The following is a 23,255-nucleotide window of genomic DNA, read 5'->3' on the forward strand; positions in this document are numbered from 1 at the left end:
AGGACCAGACCCGGAATCTCGAGATTCCGGGTTCGATGCTGCGCATCACCCCGGAATGACAACGCAGAAAAGTAACGGTCTGCCATGCGCCTGCGAATTGCCCATACCACCAGCTATCGCTACGAGCCCCCCGCCTCTGGCGTGATCCAGATCCTGCGGATGACGCCCGGCAGCCATGACGGGCAGTATGTCGCCGAGTGGCAGATCGACGTTTCTACCGATTCCCGGCTCGACATGCACCAGGACGCGTTCGGCAATGTCACGCATGTACTGACTCACGGGCCGCTCGCCGACCTCACCATCAATGTCGAGGGCCTGATCGAGACCCACGACACCGGCGGCGTGCTGCGCGGCACCGACGAGCGTTTCCCGCCAAGCCTGTTCCTGCGCCCCACCGCGCTCACCGAAGTGAATCCGGCGATGGCGACCTTTGCCCGCGAGATGCGCTCCGAATCGGGCGACGACGTGCTCGGCTTCCTGCATGCGCTGATGGTGCAGATCAACGAGCACATGACGTTCGACGAGGATCCGACCAACAGCGGCACCTCGGCGGCGGAGGCCTTCGCTTTGAAGCGCGGCGTGTGCCAGGACTACGCGCATATCTTCATCGCCTGCGCGCGCTCGGGCGGCGTGCCGGCGCGGTTTGTCTCCGGGCATTTCCTGCGCTCCGACGGCACCGTCAACCAGCAGGCCGGCCATGCCTGGGCGGAAGCTTTCGTGCCTGATCTCGGCTGGGTCGGCTTCGACGCCGCCAACGGCATCTGCACGACGGACGCCCACGCCCGCATCGCCATCGGGCTGGATTATCTCGGCGCGGCCCCCGTCCGCGGCACCCGCTATGGCGGCGGCAACGAGACGCTGACGGTCGCGGTCAAGGTAGAACAGGCCGGCGGCCGGTCGGGGCAGTGGCAGAGCCAGTCGTGAGGGGCTCCGTCATTCCGGGATGGTGCGCAAGCACCAGACCCGGAATCTCGAGATGGTTGCGCGAGATTCCGGGCTCGTCGCTTCGCGCCGCCCCGGAATGACGACTGAAGTTGTCGCTCGAGATCCCGGGTTCGCGCTAAGCGCGCCCTCAGATGCGCAATTGCGCATCGGGGGATGACGGCCTTTCGGCCGTCACTTATCCAGCCACACATCCTCGAACCGCAGATTATTATACTGACTATTGTCGTGCGGCTTGAAGTTCTTCACATGAGGCTGCCAGCAATTGCCGGCCGATGAGTGCAGGATGATCGGGCGTACGGCGTCGTCGACCAGGATGCGCTCGATATCCCAGACGATCTTCCTGCGCTTTTCCTTGTCGAGTTCGCGCGACTGTGCCGCCAGCAGCTTGTCGACCTCGGCATTGCAGTACTGGGTATAGTTGCGCTCGGACTTGCATGAATAGTTCTCGACGATGTTGCCGTCGGGATCGTCGACGCTGACGCCGGTAACGTTCAATCCGATCGTAAAATCCTTCTTCGCCAGCCGCGCATACCATCGCGGCGTATCGAGGATGTCGAGTTCGCCGACGATGTAAATCTTCTTGAGCTGGTCGGCCAGGATCACCGCGGGATCGCGATAGGTCGGCAGGTTCCGGGTCTGGATCTTGATCGGCAGCGGTTTGGCGTCGCTGTAGCCGAGCTTCTGCATGATCGCCTGCGCTTCCGCGACGTTCCTGGCGATGTCAGGGCCATAGCCCATGAGCGATGACACCATTTCCGGAGACATGCCCCATTCGCCCTCGGGCTTTGCCAGCATCGCCCCGCCCAGCCGCGCGTTGCCTTCCATCAGGATGGTGTTGAAGGCCTTGCGATCGAGCGCCAGCGACATCGCCTTGCGAATGTCGGGATTGTCGAACGGCGGGTTGACGCGATTGACCAGCAAATTGATCTGGGTTCCGGTGCCGGTCATCTCGCAGATCGCGTTCGGCGCCCGCGCCTTGATGTCCTTCAGCAGGGGAACGCTGACATCGGAGGGAAAGGTGATGTCGTAGTCGCCGGTCGCGAATGCCAGCATCCGCGTGGCGCGGTTGTCGATCGTCCGCACCGTGATTTCATCGAGATAGGGCCGATCCTTCTTGAAGTAATCCGGATTGCGCACGACGTGCATGGATTCGCCGCGCTTGAATTCGACGAACTTGAATGGCCCGGTGCCGATCGGCTTGGTCCGCATCACAGCTTGCGGCACGTGGCAGGGATAGACGGCTGAAAAAGCGCTCGCCAGCAGCACCGGCAGGCTCGGCTGCGGCTCGCTCAGTTCGAACGTCGCCTCATGGTCGCCATTGATGCTGACGTCCTGCAGCTTGGTGTACCAGACCTTGCGCGGGTTGCGCCTGAAATCCTGCGTTTCGGTCTTGCCGATCAGCATTCGCCAGGTGCACTGCACGTCTTTCGCCGTGAAGGGTTGGCCGTCGTGCCACTTCACGCCCTGCCGCAGCTTGAAGGTCAGCTTGGTGTTGGTCGCGTCCCAGGACCAGCTTTCGGCCAGATCAGGGATCACGGTCTCCATGCTCTCATGCGGTTTGGCCGGATCGAACACCACGAGATTATTGAACACCGCCGCAAACGGCAGCACCGAGGCGATGGTCGCTTCTTCCAGGAGTGACGTCGAGGGCGGATTGTCGTTGTGATAGAGCCGCAGCGTGCCGCCCTTCTTCTGGGCGATTGCGGGGCTTGCAGCGCACAGCGCGATGCAAAGCAGTGCCAGGGGAGCGAATTTCCATCTGACGGACAACCGGTTGGCGCGCACTTTGGCCTCCCAAAAGATTTTGTTTTTCTATAGAACTACCACCGGTCGAGCGCAACGTTACGCGGGTGATTATCCCAGAGTAAGGTAGCTGGCGTCGCATGAAGATCGCGGTCGGGATCATCGCAGCGGTTCTGTTGGCGGCCGCTGCCAAGGAAGCAAGCGCAGTGTTCGCGCCGCTGGCGCTGGCGCTCTTTATCATCGCAATCGTCTGGCCGCTGCAGAGCCGGCTGCAGGCGAAAATGCCGAAATTGCTGGCATTAGCCGTCACCATCGTCGTCACGATCGTGGTCTGTCTCGCTTTCGCCTCGCTCGCGGCCTGGGGCTTCGGGCGGGTCGGACGATCACTGATGGCCGATACGGTGCGCTATCAGGCGCTTTATGGCGCCATGGTGACGTGGCTCGACGGCCATGGCGTCTCGGTCGCCGGCCTGTGGGCCGAGCATTTTAACGTCGCGTGGCTGATGCGCGCAACGCAACTCGTCACCGGCCGCGTCAACACCACACTCAGCTTCTGGGTGATTGCACTTGTCTATGTTGTGCTGGGACTTCTGGAGGTAGAGGACGCCAGACGAAGGATCGAGACGCTCGGCAAGCCTGAGGTTGCGCGCGTGCTGCTGGACGGCAGTGCGGCGACCGCGGCCAAATTCCGGAAATACCTCCTGGTTCGGACGCAGATGAGCGCCATCACCGGCCTGCTCGTCGGTCTGTTCGCCTGGATCACCGGACTGCCGTTCGCGCTCGAGTGGGGCGTGATCGCCTTTGCGCTCAATTACATCCCCTTCATCGGGCCCTTCATCGCAACGCTGTTTCCCACCTTGCTGGCGATGACACAATTCGAGAGCTGGCAAGCCGTTCTTGCCGTGTTCGTTTGCCTCAACATCATCCAGTTTGTGGTCGGCAGTTATATTGAGCCGCGCGTTGCCGGCAGCATGCTTTCGATCTCGCCTCTGGTTGTGTTGTTCGCGATCTTTTTCTGGACTTTTCAGTGGGGCTTGTTCGGAACCTTCATCGGCGTACCGATCGCGCTCGCTATCCTCACCTTCTGTGCCCAGCATCCGTCGAGCCGCTGGATAGCCGATCTGCTCGGCGGATCGAAGCAATAGGGGGTGACAAACGCTAGCTACCGCTCTCGCCGGCGATCTCGACGCACTGCGGCGGGAGCAAACAGAGCCGCCCGTTCGAACCGGCGGCCAGCGTATGGATCAGAAACTGCGTCGGTTCGGCGTCAGGGCCACCCATGACAGGCGACGGAGCTGAGATGATCTTCAGCGTACCGCAGGCGCCGATCCAGTCGATGTGGCGATGGCCGTGCATGACCACGGCCCGCTTCGCGAAAGGCCTGAGTTTGCGGACAAACCAGCTGCCGTTGACCAGCGCGGTTCCAATCCGTTCGGAAAAATTCGTAACCGGCATTGGATATTCTATCAGATGATGATGCAGCGCGACGATCCATTGCGCTTTCGGGAAACGACCCAGCGCCGCCGCGAGCCGGCGCATCTGTTCAACGGAGACCAATCCGAGCGCGTTGGTGAAGGAAAAATGCGTATCGGCGTTGGAATTCAGGATCAGGACGCCTAATCCGTCTTCCCGATCGGGTGGCAACAGCATCGGAAACAGGTCGTCGAACAGCCCGACCAGTCCGGCGGCGCGGCGCAAGCCGCCGCGTTCGGCGAATGCCGCGATCCGCTGGCGATACGGCGCCAGCGCCTCGTTGAGCGTCGCTGCCGGCTTTCCCGCGTCGTCGACGACATACACACGTTCCCCCTGCACGGTTGCGATGGCCGACAACGTCCGCATCTGCCGCAGCCGCTTGCCGGGGCTGAACGGCAAATCGAGCCGGGCCGGATTGGCACGGTCGACGATGTTCAGATCGTGATTGCCGGGCAACATGACCATGAGAGCCGCGAGATCACGATGCAGCGCCACGACGTCGAGGAATTCGGCCCATTCCGTCGCGCGGCCGGCATCGGCCATGTCGCCGGTCACAAGGATGAGATCGAGCGGGTCAGCGGCGTGGATCGCCGCAAGACGCGCCATGAGGCGCGTAAAGCGCTGGTTTCCGCGCGGGCCGCCACGTCCGCTCTCGATGCGGAAACCATATCGCTCGCCAATCACGTGAAGGTCCGAAAGATGCGCGACACGCCAGGTCCGGCAACCGGACGGCGCGTCGTCGAATCCGGGAAGATCGAGCGGCTGATCCATTCTGGCATCCGCAAAGCCCCAGACCAGCGACGCGAACGCGAGATAACCCGATACCAGTATGACCGCATTGGCCAAAGTCGGAACGATCAGCCGATGCAGAAGCACAAGGTCCGACACCGAACCGATCCACCGCGAGAAGGGCCAAACGAAAATCGCGACTGCCGCCGCACACAGGCAGAGCACAATGCCGGCGCCAGCGGAGCTCGTCGCACGCAGCCGTGCCCGCCCTGCCGCGTCAGCGTTCCTGCCGAACACCAGTTCCACCAGGTGCCGCAGCGCTTCGCGCCCAAACGCATAGCCGGGCTGGACGGCGAGCGCATTGAGCGACCAGAAATTTGTCTCAGCGGCCCGAAACAATGGTCGCCATCCGAACCATCCAAGCGCGATGACCGTGACCAGCAGCAGCGACGCGCCGATCCCGGTCAGTTCCAGAACATGTTCGGACAAGGATGAGAACCATGCCGTCGCGATCAGCGGCGCGAGCCCGAGCAGCACCGCCGGCAACAGCAGCGAGACGGTCCAGGCAAACAGCAGTTTCGGCAGGCTGATTTCAACCAGCAGACTGCCGGCGATCGCCAGCAGCGATCTCTGTCCGGGACTGGAGGCATCGTCCTCGATATCGCCCTGGCGCGGATCGACAAGCAACCGGCCTTGAGCGGCTGTTGAATCAGGCTCCGCGGTCGGCCTCGTCATGATCAGGGCCCGCATTTTACGTCCGCAGCAGGATCGATTGCTCTCCGACCGACGCTATCAGTCTTTCGGTGGAATGCCAGCAGCGCATCCGCTCACCCGGGGCCGCGACCTTGCTTCTGAACACACTCATTTTGTTCGCCAGCCTTCCTCTGCGCCAGCCTTCGGATATGCAATTCGTGCCACCGGATAGCGTAATTTGTCACAAATTTTTGTAGCAAAGCGCACAAGCCGCAAACCCTTTCATTCGGTTGCAGCGTTAACATTGAGCGATAGTAATCAAGTTCCGCATTACAAATTGCAAGGGAGGCTTGTTATGCGCACAAGGCTTATCGGCACTGTCGCGGTTGTTTCGACCGCTTGGCTGGTCACGTTGAGTGGAAATGCCCGTGCAGAAATATTGATCACGACTGCCGCGATATCGCGAGGCGAGTTGGTTGTCGTGGGACGGGTTCGGCGAGCGCGCGACCCCAACGTGGAGATCAAGATAAGCCCAACCAAAACGGTGCGTGTTGAGAGCACATCGACCGGAGGCTTTAGGTGGGTTGGATCGGAATTTCCCTCCACTTGTATCGTGAAGATCACGTCCGGGCCGGATACGAGAGACGTGGTGATACAGAACTGCGGCCTTCCCGGACCTGCTGGCCCGCCTGGCCCAGCAGGTCCTCCAGGCCCGGCCGGACCGAAGGGGAATTAGCGGCTTCGGTGCGGATTGGACTTAGTCTTGAGGACTTCATCCCGCTCAGAAGAGGTTCATATGGCGAGGGTCAGGATCGTGCATACGACCGAATACACCTACCGCAACGCGGTGGGCTTGTTGCGCCACAAGCTGATGATCCGGCCGGATGAGAGTCACGATCTGCGACTTCATAGCGCGACGCTAAAGGTCGAACCGGCGCCGTCCGATATCTACTGGAAGCATGACGTTTTCGACAATTCGATCTGCTTCCTGCATTGGCCGGAAGCGCTCAGAACCAGGCGGCTCGGCATTGTGTCAGAGCTTGACTTAACACATCACCCCGAGGGGCAGCCACTTCCGATTTATAGTCTCGACTCGGCTGCCGAGCAGTTTCCATACGCCTACGCCGCCCATGAGTTTCCCGATCTGGCTCGGTTCACTCAACTCCAAATGCCGGACTCCGATCGAAAGGTCGACGCATGGGCCCGCCGTGTCGTGTCAAGCGTGGATAGTAAAGAGACCCTGCGAGTACTGGACGCAATGACGCATGTAATCAAGGAAGAATTCCGTTATGTCGCGCGCCATGAGGAGGGTACGCAGACAGCCGCCGAGACCCTCGCACTTGGTTCCGGCACCTGCCGCGATTTTGCAGTGCTGATGATGGAAGCGCTGCGCTGCTTCGGGCTCGCCGCGCGTTTCGTCACCGGCTATTTGTATGACAATATCTCAGGTTCGGTTCGCGGGGGCGGCAGTACCCATGCCTGGTGCAGCGTCTACCTCCCCGGCGCAGGATGGGTTGAGTATGATCCCACGAATGGCTTGATTGCCGGCGAGAACCTGATCCGCGTGGGCGTAACCCGAGAGGCGGAACAAGCAATTCCAATTTCGGGCGGCTTCGTCGGCAACGCTGATGACCCGATCGCACTGCATGTGGATGTATCCGTCCATGCCATGCCGCAGCATGGATGCGGCGCAACATAATTAGCCCGCTCCCGGCATATGCAGTTTGTGCCATCGCGTTGCGCGATTTGTCACAAATTTTGTAACGAAACATACGTGCTGCAAACAGTGCTGTTCGGTTGCACCGTTGACTCGACGCTTCCTTGAGCGTTCACTTGTGCAACGATCTAAAAAGAGCTGACGCAATTCCTCGGGATGATTTGTCAGCGCGCAGCAGTGCTGCCGAAATACCTGACGATCCCTGAAGCGGATTGCTTGAGCCAGATGGAGGGGTCCAATGGACTCACCTTCGATCGCGGAACAAGCCGAGCGGCCATACGTCTCAACGGGGCATTTGCCCGAAGCCGAGACGGTGCAGAGGTTGGTGTCTGACGCACACCGGCAATTCAAGTCGAATACCGACGGCCAGAATTCCCAAGTCTATCCAGCCCTTGCCAGGATCCCCGGCGATTTGTTCGGCGTCTGTGTTGTCGGCACCAGCGGACGCGTCTACGCCGCCGGAGATACCGACTACGAGTTCTCGATCATGAGCGTGTCGAAGCCGTTCGTGTTCGCGCTGGTTTGCGAGACGATCGGACCGGAAGCAGCGCGCGACAAACTCGGTGCGAACGCCACGGGACTGGCCTTCAATTCGCTGGCCGCGATCGAGCAAGGCTCGAATGGTCGCACCAACCCGATGGTGAACGCCGGCGCCATTGCGACAACAAGCCTGACACCGGGTTCGACCGCGGAGGAAAAATGGCAATTCATCCATGACGGATTGTCGCGTTTCGCGGGCCGAAAGCTGCCGCTGAATGAAGAGGTCTACGCCTCGGCGTCGGATACCAACTTCCGCAACCGCAGCATCGCCCGCCTGCTGCAGAGTTTTGATCGGATCTACTGCGACGCAAGGGAAGCGACCGACCTCTACACCAGGCAGTGCTCGCTGAATGTCAGCGCCCGGGACCTCGCGGTCATGGGCGCTACGCTGGCTGATGGCGGCGTCAATCCGATCACCAGGGAACGCGTGGTCGATCCGGCAGTCTGTCACTACGCGCTGGCGGTGATGATCACCGCCGGACTGTACGAGACTTCGGGCGACTGGCTTTACGACATCGGCTTGCCCGGAAAGAGCGGAATCGGTGGCGGCATCGTCGCGGTTGCCCCGGGCAAAGGCGGCTTCGGAACCTTCGCGCCCCCGCTCGACGCCGCAGGCAACAGCGTCAAGGGACAGCTCGCCGCTAAATTCCTGTCGCAGCGGCTGGGAATGGATCTGTTCGTGTCGCAACCGGAAGAATGAATCAGATGCCAAAGGGATTGTGACGGGCCGCAAGACCCGACCGATCCGGACCCGAGCAAGCCGGAGGACGCCATGGCAACGCACTCGATTTCAATCGGCGACATCCGCGAAGACGCGCAGGCGTCATGGGTGCCGATGATCGCCATTGCGTTCGGCCAGATGATCATGTCCTTCAACGTCGCTTCGCTGCCGGTCGCGATGGGGGGCATGGTGCAGAGCTTCGGCGTCCCGCCGACGACCGTCGCGACCGGCATCGTGGCCTATTCGATGCTGGTTGCCGGCTTCGTGATGCTGGGCGCGAAACTCGCCCAGCGGTTCGGCGCCGCTCAGGTCTTCCGCGCCGCCGTCGTCCTGTTCTGTGCCGCGCAGATATTGATGACATTCAGCCCCACCGCGACCCTGATGATCACGGCCCAGGCGCTTTGCGGCGCGGCAGGGGCCGTGATCGTGCCGTCGCTGGTGGCACTGATCGCCGAGAATTATTCAGGGCGCCAACAGGCGACCGCCGTCGGCGCGCTTGGTTCGGCGCGGGCGGCTGCCGGCGTGCTGGCGTTCATCATTGGCGGCGTCCTCGGTACATATATCGGCTGGCGTCCGGCGTTCGGAATCCTGATCGCCGCCTCCGCCATTGTTTTCGTTTTGAGCTTCCGCCTCAGGCCCGACCACGGACGGCCGGACGTGCAGATCGATGTCACAGGCGTTGTGCTGGCGGCAACAGCCATCATCCTCATCAGTTTCGGCTTCAATAATCTGAACGGCTGGGGCTTGGCGCTGGCAACCCCCAACGCGCCGTTCGACCTGCTTGGCCTCTCCCCCGCGCCGGTCATGATCGTTCTGGGTATCGTACTCGGCCAGGCCTTTCTGATGTGGACGCATCGGCGCCAGGCGGCCGGGAAGACGCCGCTGCTTGCCCTCGAGGTGATCGACTCGCCGCAGGAACGCGCGGCGGTCTACGGGCTGTTTGCCGTGGTCGCACTGGAGGCGGCGCTTAACTTTTCCGTGCCGTTGTACATTCAGATCGTACAGGGCCGCTCCCCTCTCGCGACCGCGATCGCGATGATGCCGTTCAATCTCACGGTGTTCTTCACGGCGATGCTGATCGTCAACGTCTACGACAAACTGACGCCCCGCCAGATCGGCCGCTATGGCTTCGCCCTTTGCACGATTGCACTGGTGTGGCTCGCGTTCGTGGTGCGGAACGACTGGAGCGAGATTCCCGTGCTGTTCGGCCTCGTCCTGTTCGGTATCGGCCAGGGTTCGCTGGTCACGCTGCTGTTCAACGTGCTGGTCACCGCCTCACCCAAGGCGCTTGCAGGCGACGTCGGATCGGCGCGCGGCACCACGCAGAATCTCGCCGCGGCAGTCGGAACAGCCGTCGCCGGCGCGCTCCTTGTCGGCCTCTTGAGCACAATCGTCGTCAGCAACATCGCCGCGAATCCGGTGCTGCCGAAGGAGATACAGAGTCAGGTCGATCTCAACAGCATCACTTTCGTCAGCAACGAGCGTCTGCGGACCGTGATGGAGAACACGACCGCTACGCCCCAGCAGGTGCAGGAAGCGGTGCGCGTGAACACGGAGGCGCGGCTGCGAGCGCTGAAGATCGGCCTGCTCATCATGGCCGGCCTCGCCTTGCTCGCGGTGTTTCCGGCCGGACAGCTCCCGAATTACCTGCCGGGAGAAATCCCAAGTGACGACCCCGCGGTCGAAGGCGCGAAATCGGCCTGATCCCGATTGCGAGACGTGTGTTCTCCGCGGTGAAAGTAACAAGGCGTCGATCAAAGGAGAGAACCCAATGGATGCAATCGAGCGTCGCAGCGTATTACGGGGCCTTCTGTGTGCGGCCGCAGCCGCGGGTTTTGCCGCAAGTTCGCTGCCGGCCGTGGTCGAGGCCATGCCCCTCGCGCCCCAGAAGGACCTTGGCAAAGATCTTGGCAGCAAAGATCCTGGCAGCAAGGCGGATGATCTCACCGTGCGGGTTCAGGCCGTAGCCCGCCGGCCGCCCCGGCGTCCTGTGGCTCGTCCGCCGCGACGACGCCCAATTCATCGTCACCGCCGGCGCCGTTGGGTCTGTTATTGGCACCGCGGGCGCCGCGTTTGCGGCTGGCGATGGCTATAGCCAATTTCAGTATGCTGATGAGACCCGAGCAGCCGGCGCTGCCGCTGATTTGATCGCACAGGCTCCGAACCGAGGAGGACAACATGACCACTTACGACGGTAGTTCACGGTTGCGCGCCGATGGTTTGTCCGCGCCGCCATTTTGGATCTGCGTTCTGCTTGGATTGGTGATGATTGCGGCAGGAGCCCTGGTGTTGGGTGACGTCGTGCTCGTGACTGTGATCAGCACGATGTTCATCGGCTGGATCTCGATCGCCACGGGCGCCTTCGAAGTGGTTCACGCGTTCTGGACCAAGGGATGGGGCGGCTTCATATGGCAGGTGCTGCTGGGCATTCTGTACATCGCCTTCGGCGCGGCGCTGGTGAGCCAGCCCGTCGCCAGCGCCTTGATCCTCACCTATGTCCTCGGCCTGTTGCTGCTGATATCCGGCATCGTTCGAATTCTGCTGGGCTTCGGCCACTGGAGAGAAGCCGGCTGGATCATGCTGCTGTCGGGATTGTTCGGAGTCCTGGCTGGCCTCGTCATTCTGACGGGATTCCCGATGACCGGTCTGTGGGTGCTCGGATTTGTCCTCGGCGTCGACCTGATATCTCACGGCATCGCGTGGCTGGCTTATGCGTGGCGGCCGGCGGCGAAAACGGCATAAGGGAGTGGTCGCTATGGTTGCACGTGCTGACGAAGGGTCCGTTTTTCTCGCGAAAAAACTCGGCGGTCTGGTTCTGATCGTGCTGGGATGCGTGCTGCTGGTCGCAGGCATGAACCTCGAGTCAACGGCGTTATCGTTTCTTGGCGTCCTGTCACTGATTGCCGGCGTGATCTTCTGGGTTCTCAAGATCATCAGGCGCAATGAGAACAGTCAGACCAGATAACCAGATCAGAGAACGGGGAACACGCGGCTATGAGAATGTCTTGCCTGAGAATATTCCCCGGCAGCTCCATGCTGGCAGTTCTGGCTGCAATTGGAATGAGCTTCTCCGCCCCGCCCTCCGCGCAGGCCCAGCAAGCTGCATTATTTCAGAACGTCAGGATCTTCGACGGAAAGAGCGGCGCGCTTTCAGCGCCGTCCAACGTCCTGATCCGAGGCAACACGATAGAGAAGATTTCGACGGCGGCGATCACGGTCGACGCTCAAACTGCAACGATCAATGGTGCCGGCCGCGTCCTGATGCCGGGCCTGATCGATGCGCATTGGCACGCGATGCTGATCCGCACGAACCCGGTAGAGGCGTTCGGTGACGTCGGCTTCAACAATCTGGTGGCTGGCGACGAAGCGACAGACACGTTGATGCGCGGCTTCACCACCATTCGCGACGTGGGCGGGCCGGTGTTTGGTCTCAAACGCGCCATCGATGAAGGCATCGTCAAGGGCCCGCGTATCTATCCGTCCGGCGCCATGATCACTGTCACGAGCGGGCATGGGGATTTCCGGCAGCTGACTGATTTGCCGCGGACGATCGGCGGCATGCTTACCCGCATGGAGCAGATCGGCGGCGCCATCGTTGCTGACAGCCCTGACGAGGTGCGCGTACGCGTACGCGAACAGCTCATGCAGGGCGCCTCACAAGTCAAGTTGACGGCGGGCGGCGGAGTGTCGTCACCCTTCAGTCCGATCGACGTGAGCACCTTCACGGAGGCCGAAATGCGCGCCGCGGTCGAAGCGGCAGAAAATTGGGGGACCTACGTCGCCGCGCACGCCTTTACGCCGGCTGCGATCCGGAGCGCTATTGCGGCCGGCGCGAGGTGTATCGAGCACGGTTTCCTGATGGACGACGCAACCGCAAAACTGATCGCGGACAAGGGTGTTTGGCTGAGCATGCAGCCACTGCCGGAGGGAATGAGGCTGGGCCTTCCTGAGGGTTCTGTGCAGCGAGCCAAAGCGGAAGAGGTCTGGCCCGGGATAGCCCGCGCCTATGAGATGGCGAAGAAATACAAGATCAAGACGGCGTGGGGCACGGATGTGCTGTTCTCCCGCGAGCTGGCCCAACAACAAGGGGCAATTCTGGCCTCGCTTACCCGTTGGTACACCCCTGCCGAAGCGCTGGTCATGGCGACATCGACAAACGCCGAACTGCTTGCCATGTCCGGGCTTCGCAATCCTTATCCCGGCAAGCTCGGCGTGGTGGAAGAAGGCGCGCTGGCCGACCTGTTGCTGGTGGACGGCAACCCCGTCGATAACATCAAGCTGATCGAAGACCCCGCCAAAAATTTCATCGTCATCATGAAGGATGGAAAAATCTACAAAAACCTGCTTGGCGCGGGCAAATAGGACACCTCATCCATCGCAGTGCCATGTTCGTTTTGATCGATCAATATTCGCAACCGCGATAGTTCGAGGCCTCGCAGGCTTGCGCCATCGCACGTGCGGTCGAGATTGATGGTCCGCGACACATCGCACAGGCCGGCCCCGGCCCCGGCATCGCCGCGTTTCCCCCCAAGGCTGACCACATGAAGGCGCCGTTCGAATAGCGCGGAACGCTCTCGCAATTCCGCCTCCCAGCATGTTTTCATTTTTGCCTAAAGCTGCCAAAATCCATGGGGCTGCGAGGGATGACTGCCAGGCAAAACGACCGGATACGAGGAGACGCGCGATGTCGGAAACCGACAAGGTGTTCGCAGGCTCGATCCCGGAAAACTACGATCGCCATATGGTTCCGCTGATCTTCGAGAGCTACGCGCGGGACCTTTCACAACGCGTCGCCACGCTGGCGCCAAAGGCCGTGCTGGAAACCGCGGCCGGCAGCGGCGCGGTCACGCGCGCGCTGGCGCCAGTCCTTGCCGCTGATGCCTCCTATGTCGTCACCGACCTCAATCAGCCGATGCTGGATTATGCGAAATCAAGACAAGGCGCGGACAGCCGCATCATGTGGCAGAAGGCCGACGCCCAGGCATTGCCGTTCGAGGACGCCGCGTTCGACCTGGTCTGTTGCCAGTTCGGCGTCATGTTCTTTCCCGATCGCCCATCCGGCTACCGCGAGGCCCGGCGCGTTCTCAAGCCGGGCGGCTATTTCCTGTTCAATGCCTGGGATCGCATCGAGGAGAACGTGTTCGCGAGCGACGTCACCGACGCGCTTGCGACGTTCTTTCCGAACGACCCTCCCCGCTTCATGGCGCGCACGCCCCATGGCTATCACGACACGTCACTGATCCGCAGCGACCTGGCAAAGGCCGGCTTCACTGATGTGACGATCGAGACCCGGGAGGCGCAGAGCCGCGCCCCTTCTGCCCGCTATGTCGCGCTGGCCTATTGCCAGGGAACCCCGCTGCGCAACGAGATCGAAGCACGGGGGGCGGACCGGCTCGAGGCTGCGACCGACCATACGGCCTCGGTGATCGCCGGCCGGCACGGCAGCGGCGAGATATCGGCCAAGATCCAGGCCCATGTCATCCTCGCCCGGACCTAGCCCTGCCGAGCCGATTCAATGCGTCTTTTTACCCACCCGGCGCATGCCAAGTCCTGGGTAATTGGGGGGTTGGATGCCCTCCCGAAATTCGCTACTAGTTGCCCCGCCGGTAATTCGGACGGCTTGGGGACACGGAATGACCTATTGTTGCGGAGTGCTGGTACGGGACGGTCTGGTCATGATCGCGGATACCCGCACCAATGCCGGCCTCGATAACGTCTCGACCTTTCGCAAGCTCCACATTTTCTCCAAGCCGGGCGACCGCATCATGGCGATCGCCAGCGCCGGCAATCTGGCGATCAGCCAGTCGGTGCTGTCGACCCTGACCGAAGGCATCGAAGACCCGCATACCGGCGAGGTCGAAACCCTGATGAACGCGCCGACCATGTTCCAGGCCGCGCAGCGCATCGGCCGCGCCATCCGCAGCGTCCACGCCACCGAAGGCGACGCGCTGCGGTCGGAAGACGTTTCCTTCGACGTCTCGTTCCTGTTCGGCGGCCAGATCAAGGGCTCGCGGATGCGGCTGTTCATGGTCTACACCGCCGGCAATTTCATCGAATGCACCACGGACACACCCTATTTGCAGATCGGCGAGCACAAATACGGCAAGCCGGTGCTCGACCGCGCCATGCATTACGACGTCGAACTGTACGAGGCGCTGAAGACCAGCCTGATCTCGATGGATTCGACGATGCGCTCCAATCTCGGTGTCGGCCTGCCGATCGACGTGCTGGTGGTGCGCGCGGATGCCTGCGAGGCCGACCTCAACCACCGCATCGAGGCCGGCGAGCCCTATTTCCACGATTTGCGTTCGCGCTGGTCGGCCGCGCTGCGCGCGGCGCACCAGAATATTCCAAGACCACCCTACAAGTCAGAAACAGAAACAAAGAAGTAAAGGCGAGGAAACAATGGCCGAAGCAACAAACAAGATCGCAGTCGTCACCGGTGCGGGCACCGGCGTCGGACGCGCGGCATCGCTAGCGCTGATGAATGCCGGCTTCACCGTGGTGCTCGCCGGGCGCCGCATGGAAATGCTGGAAGAGACCAAGAAGCTCGGCGACAATATCGGCAAGAGCCTGTGCGTTTCCGCCGACATGACGAGCCCGGCCTCGATCGCCGCCCTGTTCGACAAGGTCAAGGAAACCTACGGCCGGCTCGACGTGCTGTTCAACAATGCCGGCATGGGCGCGCCGCCGGTGAACTTCGAAGATCTCACGCTTGAGCAGTGGCAGGCGGTGGTGAACACCAACCTCACCGGCCCCTTCCTGTGCACCCAGCACGCCTTCCGCATCATGAAGGACCAGAACCCGCGCGGCGGCCGCATCATCAACAACGGCTCGATCTCGGCGCATGCGCCGCGGCCGTTCTCGTCGGCCTACACCTCGACCAAGCACGCCATCACCGGTCTCACCAAGGCCACCAACCTCGACGGCCGCATGTACGACATCGCGGTCGGCCAGGTCGATATCGGCAATGCCGCAACCCCGATGACCGACCGCATGGTCGCCGGCCCCGGCGTGATGCAGCCCGACGGCACGATGAAACACGAGCCGCGCATGGACGCGAAAGCGGTCGGCGACGCGGTGGCCTACATGGCCGGCCTGCCGTTAGACGCCAACGTGCTGTTCATGACGGTCATGGCAACCAAGATGCCGTTCGTCGGGCGGGGCTAGCCAAATCCACCGTCGTCGTCCCGGCCTTGAGCTCAGATGCGCAATTGCGCATCGGGGGACCCATACTCCGCGGCGGTGATTGGGTAACGAGGCCTCTACCATTCGCGTTCTCATCGAGAATTTACGGCGTATGGGTCCCGGCTCAAGGCCGGGACGACGTGGTGATGGGTCGTCGGCCTACTCCAGCTTCTCCACATCGCGCAGCGTCGGAAACAGCTTCATCCACAATAGCGCGATCGCAATCGTGCCGACGCCGCCGAGCACGGCGGCCGGCATCGCGCCGAACAGTGCCGCGGTGACGCCGCTTTCGAACTGGCCGAGCTGGTTTGACGCGTTGATGAACAGGAAATTGACCGCGCCGACCCGGCCGCGCATGTCGTCGGGCGTTGCGAGCTGCACCAGCGAGAAGCGGATCACCACGCTGACGACGTCGGCGGCGCCCAGCACCACCAGTGCCAGCACCGACAGCCACATCCAGTGCGACAGCGCAAACACCACCGTCGCCACGCCGAACACGATCACGGCCTGAAACATCCGTATTCCGACGCGGTGGTTGATAGTGTGGTGCGCGAGGAACGCGGTCATCAGCAGCGCGCCGATCGCGGGCGCGGCGCGCAGGATGCCGAGACCGAGCGGGCCGGTCTGAAGGATATCGCGCGCATAGATCGGCAGCAGCGCCGTGGCGCCGCCGAGCAGCACCGCGAACAGATCGAGCGAGATCGTGCCGAGGATGGCCGGGTTGTTGCGGACGAATTTGACACCGGCAAAGATATCATCTGATGTCGCGGCATCCCGCACAACGGCCGGCTGTATCAGCCGGATCGCGCCCATGATTGCGGCCCCGAACAGCAAAAACGCCGCCATGACCCCGTAGGCCGCGCTGGGTGCGAGGGCATAGGCCAGCCCACCCAGCGCGGGACCGGCGATGGTGGCGATCTGCCCCGCGCCGCTCGAAACCGCGGTGGCGCGCTGCAGCGAGCCTTTCGGCGCGATCAGTGGCAGCAGTGCAGCCAATGCCGGGCTTTCGAAGGCCCCGGCTATACCGAGCACAAAGGACGCAATGAAGATCTGCGTCACGTTAAGAATGCCCGCATAGGCGCCCCAGGCCAAAAACAGCGCCGTCAGCCCCTCGGCGACCTGGCAGAGTTGCACCACCCGTTTGCGTTCGTAGCGGTCGGCGGCATGGCCGGCCACGAACAGAAACAACGCCGTCGGCAGGAATTGAACCAGTCCGATCATGCCGAGATCGAATGCGCTGCCGGTCATATCGTAGACCTGCCAGCCGATGGCGACGGCCCCGATCTGGCTGGCGAAGCGCGACAGGCTGCGCGACAGCAGAAACGACAGGAAAGAGGGATGCCTGAGCAGATCGCCGGCGCCGACAGGCATCAGGGAAGACATGGTGAGGCCGGTATCCTGCTTCTCGAAGCGTGAGCCGTGGCCCCGCTTGCATTGTTGATTACGCCGTGAACGACCCTGGTCCCCCTGTCAATGGCCACGGGCTGTCAATGCCCGGCGGCGAAGGGCTGCCCGGCATTGCGCTTGCAAGTCCCCCGCTGCCATAATCGACCGGGGGACTTTGAGATCATGCTGCAACTGCAATCGGCTTTCGGCGTGCTGGCGTTGCTGGCGATCGCGTGGGCGCTCGGCGAGAACCGCCGCGCGGTGTCATGGCGGCAGATGGCGATCGGGCTTGCGGTCACCGTGCTCACCGCGCTGGTGCTGCTCAAGCTGCCGCTGGTCGCAAAGGCGTTCGGCGCCATCAATGACGCGGTCAATACCATCGCGGCGGCGTCCCGCGCCGGCACCTCCTTCGTGTTCGGCTATCTCGGCGGCGGCACGCTTCCTTTCGACCTCAAGGCGCCGGGCGCCGATTTCATCCTGGCGTTTCAGGCGCTGCCGATCATCCTCGTCATGAGCGTCCTGACCACACTGCTGTTTTATTGGCGGGTGCTGCCGCCGATCGTGCGCGGCATGGCGTGGCTTTTGGAACGCACGCTCGGCGTCGGCGGTGCGGTCGGCCTTTCCGCCGCCGCCAACATCTTCCTCGGCATGGTCGAGGCGCCGCTGTTCATCCGCCCATACCTTTCGCAACTCACCCGCAGCGAATTGTTCATGGTCATGACCGGCGGCATGGCGGGAATCGCCGGCACCGTGCTGGTGCTCTACGCCACGTTTCTGGCGCCATTGATCCCGGACGCGGCCGCGCATTTCGTCATTGCCTCGGTCCTCGGCGCACCCGCGGCGATCCTGGTCAGCCTCATCATGGTGCCGGAGACGTCGGACAAGCGGACTGGCGGAATGCTGGCCGCTCCCGATACGGAGGTGAAGAGCACCATGGATGCGATCGTCAGGGGCACCACTTCCGGACTGGAGCTGCTGCTGAACATCATCGCGATGCTGCTGGTGCTGGTAGCATTGGTCTATCTCGCCAACGCCATCCTCGGCCTGTTGCCCGAGATCGGCGGCGCGAAGATTTCGCTGCAGCGGCTGCTCGGCTATCTGATGGCGCCGGTATGCTGGCTGTTGGGCCTGCCGTGGTCGCAGGCGATCACGGCGGGAAGCCTGATGGGCACCAAAACCGTGCTCAACGAGTTGATCGCCTATGTCGATTTATCGAAGCTCGGTCCTGATGCGCTCGATCCGCGGTCGCGGCTGATCATGCTCTATGCGATGTGCGGCTTTGCCAACTTCGCCAGCCTCGGCATCATGATCGGCGGCCTCGGCACCATGGCGCCCGACCGCCGCGAAGAAATCAACGCGCTCGGGCTGAAGTCGATCGTATCGGGCACGCTGGCCACTTGCCTGATGGGCGCGATCGTCGGGGTGATGAGCTAGGACGCACACGCCGCTTCATCGTTGGAATTCGCTGTGTGAGGCTCGCTGTGTGAGGCTCCTCACAGCGACAACGAGCCGCACCGGCTACTCTGCGACCGTGACATGAGGGAACGCCCTTCCCAAACGATTCCAGGAGAGTGACATGAACAATCAAATCCGGGACCTTGGTCCAACGAAACCGAGCAACGAACGCGCCAAACGTTCACTCATTGACGTCGAAATGGAACTTGGCGAAGAGGAATTGTCGAACGTATCCGGCGGCAGCTTGCATTTGACGTGCGCAAAGGGACAGCATTTTGCGACGGGCAGGATCACCTGTTGAATGCAGACGTCCCCATGCGCCATGCTGGTGGCGCTATCGCGCCAAATCGATCGTGTCGAGCACCCTGACCACCTGCCTGATGGGTGCGATCGTGCGGTTGTGAGCTAGCGGGCAATGGCAAAAATCGACGAGGTGTGGCATACTTCACATGCAGATACTTCACCTCGCATTACGGTTACGCTGAAGTACAGGATATCCAGCAGCCCGAGCGACGAAGACCGCCGCACCTATCGTCGCCGACGACCGCGAACGGAGGCGCAGGGACAATGCAGGACACGATGCGGCTATACCGCACGCTGTTTGGTACGCGCGCGTATGTCCGCTCGCTATGCGAAGGCGCCGCCTTCCTCACTGCCAGCAGCATCGCGATCTTCGCCGCCGTCACCTATGCCACGGTCCATGCCAGCAACCACGTCACCGATTTTGTGCTGAGCCGCGTCGGGCCCTACAACGTCCGCTTTCTGTTCATCTACGGTACGTTCACGGCCTTCGTCATCACGGCGGGGCTGCTGGCCTGGCGGCCGAACCGGTTGCCGTTCGCGCTGAAGGCCACGGCGCTGTTCCTGGTGGTCCGCGCCGTCTTCGTGGCGCTCACCCACATGGCGCCGTCGCCGATCGACCCGCAGCAGCCGGCGCCGTTTTTCAACTCCATTTTTTACGGCAGCGATCTCTTCTTTTCCGGTCACACCGGAATGCCGTTCCTTGCGGCGCTGGCGTTCTGGCACATCGTGCAGTGGCGGATATTCTTTCTCGCGCTGACCGCGTTCTTCGGCGCGATCGTGCTGCTCGGCCACTATCACTATTCGATAGACGTGCTCGCCGCACTGTTCATCACCCACGGCGTCTTTCAAACATCGCGCTGGCTATTCAGCCGCGACTACGCGTTGTTTCGCTCCACCGAGAACCAGGCGGTGCAACGGCCAAAGCGGGGAGTTCGCAAGCGGGTCGAAAAATGGGTCGAGGAGCACAGTCCAAAGCGCCCGACATTGGTCCCCGTCGACGGAACCGCGCGTGCGTCTGAATCATTCGTGCTGCACGCCGTCGGTGAAGACCCCGACGATGGCACAGGCCATCGTCGGAGATGATCAATGGGCGCCCTCACAGATACCGCCCTCTCTACTCCGCGCTGCTGACCAGTTTCATCCGCGGCTTCACCGCGTCGATCATGCCCTGATAGGTGTTGACATAGTCGAGCGCCATTCGGCGAGCGGTAAAGCGCGTCTCGAAATGCGTGCGAATGGCCTGGCGATCCAGTTCCCCGAGCCGCCCGACATCGGCGACCGCGCTGATTTCATCCTCGACGATGAAGCCGGTCTTGCCGTCGTCGATGATTTCAGGAACCGATCCACGGTTGTAGGCGATCACGGGCGTGCCGCAGGCCATGGCCTCGATCATGACGAGGCCGAACGGCTCCGGCCAGTCGATCGGCAGCAGCAGCCCGATCGCCCCGCTCAAGAAATCGGCTTTCTCGTGGTCCCCGATTTCGCCGATAAACTCGACCAGCGGATTAGCCATCATCGGCTTGATGATCGCATCGTAATATTCCTGGTCCGCGCGATCGACCTTCGCCGCGATCTTGAGCGGGATACCGCAGCGTATCGCGATCCTGATCGCCCGGTCCACGCCCTTCTCCGGCGCGATACGGCCGAGGACGGCAAGATAGCTCGGCTTCACGACTTGGGGCGTCAGCAGATTTTCCGGCAAGCCATGATGGATGGTGCGGATGAAATTCGCCTGCGGCACCGGACGCCGCTGCGCATTCGAGATCGAGACCAGAGGTATCGACGAAAACGTCTTGAACAGCGGTTGATGTTCGGGAAGGTCCAGCCGCCCATGCAGGGTGGTCAGGAACGGCGTCGGTTGCCGTGCGAACAGCGAAAAAGGGTAGTAGTCGAGGTGGAAGTGAAGAAAGTCGAATTCTTCGTCGTCGCATTTCTGCCTTACTCGCTCGAGCATCAGCATGTGCAGCGCGTTGGCGTCGCGAACCGATCCATCCAGCCTCAGCGCCTTCGGCCATGCGGCCTCTAACTTTCCGGATGTTCGGGAATCGCCGCTGGCGAATAGCGTGACCTCGTGGCCCAGAGCGACCAGTTCCTCGGTCAGCCAATAGACGACCCGTTCGGTGCCGCCATACAGCCTGGGCGGAACAGCCTCCGTCAACGGAGCAACCTGCGCGATGCGCATCCTAACAACCTCCTGATCTCTGACTCTGCTTTGAAAGCCCTCAGCCCCTCGTGGCGCGGCATCGCCAAGTCGGGAACGTTTACGCACCTGCGAAGTTCCAAGATGATGCGCACTTCGCGCACACTGTCGTCTTGCTCATGACATCACATGTGATCAGGCTCTTCGGACCAACCTTGCTGCGGAATTGTTGTGCAGATGAGGCGCAGCTGCGTCCTCGGGATGATCCTCATCAAGACCGGCTCCCGGCAATCGGCGATCCGCTAGGGATTCTCGTTTATCTCCAACAGGTTTAGCAGGCACATGGACAATCTTTCGGGATATGCAAACCGCCCTTTCCACTTCGTCATGCGCTATCTGCGCCAGCGGCGCACGTCGCATCTGGTGATATTGGTCGCGGTTGTTGCCGCCGTTGCCTGCTCGGTCGGCACCCAATACGGCGTGAAGTATCTCGTCGACGCCCTCGCCGCCGGACCGGCGCATAGCGCCGGTGTATGGCTGGCATTCGTTTTTCTCATAGCGCTGATTGGTTCCGACGTTTTGCTGTGGCGGATCGCTAGCTGGACCGCGAGCTTCACCTTTGTCGGCGTCACCGGCGATCTGCGCCGCGACATGTTCCGCCATTTGACCGGGCATGCCCCGAGCTATTTCATCGATCGGCTGCCGGGCATGCTGACAAGCCGGATCACCGCCACTTCGAATGCCGTCTTCACGGTGGAGAACATGTTCGTATGGAACGTGTTGCCGCCCTGCATCGCCACAATTGTGGCAATTGCTCTGATTGGAACCGTCAGCCTGCCGATGGCCGCCGGCATGGTCGTGATCGCAAGCGTGGTCCTCATCGCCATGTTCCGGATCGCGGCCGCTGGCAAGCCGTTACATGACGACTACGCCCACAAGGCCGCCGCCGTTGACGGCGAAATGGTCGACGTCATCAACAACATGCCGCTGGTGCGAGCCTTCTGCGGGCTCGACCATGAGCACAATCGTTTCGACGACACCGTCGACCGCGAATTGACCGCGCGAGGCCGAAGCCTGCGCTATCTGGAAAAGCTGCGGCTCATCCATGCGGTGATCACGCTGGCGTTGACGGTGGCCCTTTTGTACTGGGCGGTCACGCTGTGGCAGAGCGGCAAGGCCACGACCGGCGACGTGGTGCTGGTCTGCACGCTCGGCCTCTCCATCCTGCACGCGACCCGCGATCTGGCGGTAGCGCTTGTCGATGTCACCCAGCACACGGCCCGGCTCTCGGAGGCGATCGCAACGCTGCTGCAGCCGCATGAACTGCGCGACCATCCCGAGGCCGAACCGCTGATCAAGAGCGGTGCGGCCATCACCTTCAGGAACATCTCGTTCGGATATCCCGGCGGTGTCCAGGTGTTCGACAAATTCAACCTGAATCTCAAACCCGGACAGCGCGTCGGCCTGGTCGGCCAGTCCGGCGGCGGCAAATCCAGCCTGTTCGTGCTGTTGCAGCGCTTCTACGACGTGGACAAAGGCAGTATCACCATCGACGGCCAGGATATCTCGCGCGTCACCCAGCAAAGCCTGCGCGAGGCGATCTCGGTGGTGCCGCAGGACATCTCGATGTTCCACCGCTCCATCATGGAGAACATCCGCTATGGCCGCCCAACGGCGACCGACGACGAGGTTTTACGCGCGGCGATCGCGGCGCGGTGTGACTTCGTCGAAAATCTGCCCGACGGCCTTGCCACCATGGTCGGCGATCGCGGCGTCAAGCTCTCCGGCGGCCAGCGACAACGCATCGCGATCGCGCGCGCGTTTCTGAAGGACGCGCCGATCCTGCTGCTCGACGAGGCAACTGCCGCGCTTGACGGCGAATCCGAAGAGGCCATCCGCGATGCGCTCGGCCGCCTGATGCGCGGCCGCACCGTGATCGCGATTGCGCACCGTCTCGCGACGCTGCGCAATTTTGACCGCGTCGTGATGCTCAAGGATGGCAAGGTCATCGAGGATGGTCCGCCCGACCGCCTGATGCGTGAAACCGGCCCGTACCGGCAGCTCGTGACCCAGGAAATGAACCGTCTCGCGATCCACGCAGCCTGAATCGCGGCGGCGAATTGAGACACAGTCAGATCGGCGTCGCGGCGTGCGGAGCGGTATCCGCTAGAGCGTTTTCCAGCGAATTGGATACCGGTTGGCGTCAATGAAACGCGTCAAAT

Annotated in this window: 19 protein-coding genes; 15 read left to right on the forward strand and 4 right to left on the reverse strand. The window is 62.1% G+C overall.

Translation table 11 applies throughout. The features are described from left to right. Nucleotides 1-84: 84 nt before the first annotated feature. Nucleotides 85-924, forward strand: coding sequence for a transglutaminase family protein (locus JQ597_RS19680; RefSeq protein ID WP_212265875.1), 840 nt, complete (start codon nucleotides 85-87; stop codon nucleotides 922-924). 192 nt (nucleotides 925-1,116) lie between these two features. On the opposite strand, the gene JQ597_RS19685 is transcribed toward JQ597_RS19680, so the two are convergent. Beyond that, nucleotides 1,117-2,730, reverse strand: coding sequence for an ABC transporter substrate-binding protein (locus JQ597_RS19685; protein WP_349628855.1), 1,614 nt, complete (start codon nucleotides 2,728-2,730; stop codon nucleotides 1,117-1,119). Nucleotides 2,731-2,828: 98 nt separating this feature from the next. On the opposite strand from JQ597_RS19685, the gene JQ597_RS19690 reads away from it, so the two are divergent. Beyond that, on the forward strand, nucleotides 2,829-3,833 hold the full coding sequence (locus tag JQ597_RS19690; RefSeq protein WP_212265876.1) for an AI-2E family transporter: 1,005 nt from the start codon (nucleotides 2,829-2,831) through the stop codon (nucleotides 3,831-3,833). A gap of 13 nt (nucleotides 3,834-3,846) precedes the next feature. Here the strand turns inward: JQ597_RS19690 and JQ597_RS19695 are convergent, their stop codons facing one another. Continuing rightward, nucleotides 3,847-5,625, reverse strand: coding sequence for a metallophosphoesterase family protein (locus JQ597_RS19695; RefSeq protein ID WP_212265877.1), 1,779 nt, complete (start codon nucleotides 5,623-5,625; stop codon nucleotides 3,847-3,849). Between the two features lie 772 nt (nucleotides 5,626-6,397). Here JQ597_RS19695 and JQ597_RS19700 point away from each other — a divergent pair. The 9 genes from JQ597_RS19700 (at nucleotide 6,398) to JQ597_RS19740 (ending at nucleotide 15,731) form a co-directional block, all read left to right on the forward strand. Beyond that, complete coding sequence (locus tag JQ597_RS19700; protein WP_349628856.1) at nucleotides 6,398-7,282, forward strand: transglutaminase family protein; 885 nt, start codon at nucleotides 6,398-6,400, stop codon at nucleotides 7,280-7,282. Nucleotides 7,283-7,538: 256 nt separating this feature from the next. After that, nucleotides 7,539-8,540 (forward strand): glutaminase A, encoded by a 1,002-nt coding sequence (gene glsA / locus JQ597_RS19705; protein ID WP_212265879.1) that lies wholly within the window; start codon nucleotides 7,539-7,541, stop codon nucleotides 8,538-8,540. A 72-nt stretch (nucleotides 8,541-8,612) separates the two neighbouring features. After that, nucleotides 8,613-10,265 carry an MFS transporter gene (locus tag JQ597_RS19710; protein WP_249133193.1) on the forward strand — a complete coding sequence of 551 codons (1,653 nt, stop codon included), beginning with the start codon at nucleotides 8,613-8,615 and terminating at the stop codon, nucleotides 10,263-10,265. 474 nt (nucleotides 10,266-10,739) lie between these two features. Beyond that, a complete protein-coding gene (locus JQ597_RS19715) occupies nucleotides 10,740-11,303 on the forward strand; it encodes an HdeD family acid-resistance protein (protein WP_212265880.1) in 564 nt (187 codons plus the stop codon). A gap of 13 nt (nucleotides 11,304-11,316) precedes the next feature. After that, the gene (locus tag JQ597_RS19720; protein ID WP_212265881.1) at nucleotides 11,317-11,526 is read left to right on the forward strand and encodes a hypothetical protein; all 210 of its coding nucleotides are present in this window, start codon (nucleotides 11,317-11,319) and stop codon (nucleotides 11,524-11,526) included. A gap of 95 nt (nucleotides 11,527-11,621) precedes the next feature. After that, on the forward strand, nucleotides 11,622-12,923 hold the full coding sequence (locus JQ597_RS19725) for a metal-dependent hydrolase family protein (protein WP_249148042.1): 1,302 nt from the start codon (nucleotides 11,622-11,624) through the stop codon (nucleotides 12,921-12,923). Between the two features lie 322 nt (nucleotides 12,924-13,245). Beyond that, nucleotides 13,246-14,058 carry a class I SAM-dependent methyltransferase gene (locus JQ597_RS19730; protein WP_212265883.1) on the forward strand — a complete coding sequence of 271 codons (813 nt, stop codon included), beginning with the start codon at nucleotides 13,246-13,248 and terminating at the stop codon, nucleotides 14,056-14,058. A gap of 136 nt (nucleotides 14,059-14,194) precedes the next feature. Beyond that, nucleotides 14,195-14,953 carry a proteasome-type protease gene (locus tag JQ597_RS19735; RefSeq protein ID WP_212265884.1) on the forward strand — a complete coding sequence of 253 codons (759 nt, stop codon included), beginning with the start codon at nucleotides 14,195-14,197 and terminating at the stop codon, nucleotides 14,951-14,953. 13 nt (nucleotides 14,954-14,966) lie between these two features. Beyond that, nucleotides 14,967-15,731 (forward strand): SDR family oxidoreductase, encoded by a 765-nt coding sequence (locus JQ597_RS19740; RefSeq protein ID WP_212265885.1) that lies wholly within the window; start codon nucleotides 14,967-14,969, stop codon nucleotides 15,729-15,731. Between the two features lie 177 nt (nucleotides 15,732-15,908). On the opposite strand, the gene JQ597_RS19745 is transcribed toward JQ597_RS19740, so the two are convergent. Further along, entirely contained in the window at nucleotides 15,909-17,132 is a 1,224-nt protein-coding gene (locus JQ597_RS19745; RefSeq protein ID WP_212265886.1) for an MFS transporter, read from the reverse strand. Nucleotides 17,133-17,318: 186 nt separating this feature from the next. Here JQ597_RS19745 and JQ597_RS19750 point away from each other — a divergent pair, with 186 nt between their 5' ends. The 3 genes from JQ597_RS19750 (at nucleotide 17,319) to JQ597_RS19760 (ending at nucleotide 19,976) form a co-directional block, all read left to right on the forward strand. Next, the gene (locus JQ597_RS19750) at nucleotides 17,319-18,569 is read left to right on the forward strand and encodes a NupC/NupG family nucleoside CNT transporter (protein WP_212265887.1); all 1,251 of its coding nucleotides are present in this window, start codon (nucleotides 17,319-17,321) and stop codon (nucleotides 18,567-18,569) included. A 142-nt stretch (nucleotides 18,570-18,711) separates the two neighbouring features. Next, on the forward strand, nucleotides 18,712-18,891 hold the full coding sequence (locus tag JQ597_RS19755; RefSeq protein WP_212265888.1) for a hypothetical protein: 180 nt from the start codon (nucleotides 18,712-18,714) through the stop codon (nucleotides 18,889-18,891). 266 nt (nucleotides 18,892-19,157) lie between these two features. Beyond that, a complete protein-coding gene (locus tag JQ597_RS19760; RefSeq protein ID WP_212265889.1) occupies nucleotides 19,158-19,976 on the forward strand; it encodes a phosphatase PAP2-related protein in 819 nt (272 codons plus the stop codon). A gap of 31 nt (nucleotides 19,977-20,007) precedes the next feature. Here the strand turns inward: JQ597_RS19760 and JQ597_RS19765 are convergent, their stop codons facing one another. Further along, a complete protein-coding gene (locus tag JQ597_RS19765; protein ID WP_212265890.1) occupies nucleotides 20,008-21,075 on the reverse strand; it encodes a glycosyltransferase family 4 protein in 1,068 nt (355 codons plus the stop codon). 300 nt (nucleotides 21,076-21,375) lie between these two features. Here JQ597_RS19765 and JQ597_RS19770 point away from each other — a divergent pair, with 300 nt between their 5' ends. Further along, nucleotides 21,376-23,139, forward strand: a complete 1,764-nt coding sequence (locus JQ597_RS19770; RefSeq protein ID WP_212265891.1) for an ABC transporter ATP-binding protein — start codon at nucleotides 21,376-21,378, stop codon at nucleotides 23,137-23,139. Nucleotides 23,140-23,255: the final 116 nt, after the last annotated feature.

The sequence above is a fragment of the Bradyrhizobium sp. AUGA SZCCT0177 genome, assembly GCF_018130125.1.
In the GTDB taxonomy this organism is placed as follows: domain Bacteria; phylum Pseudomonadota; class Alphaproteobacteria; order Rhizobiales; family Xanthobacteraceae; genus Bradyrhizobium.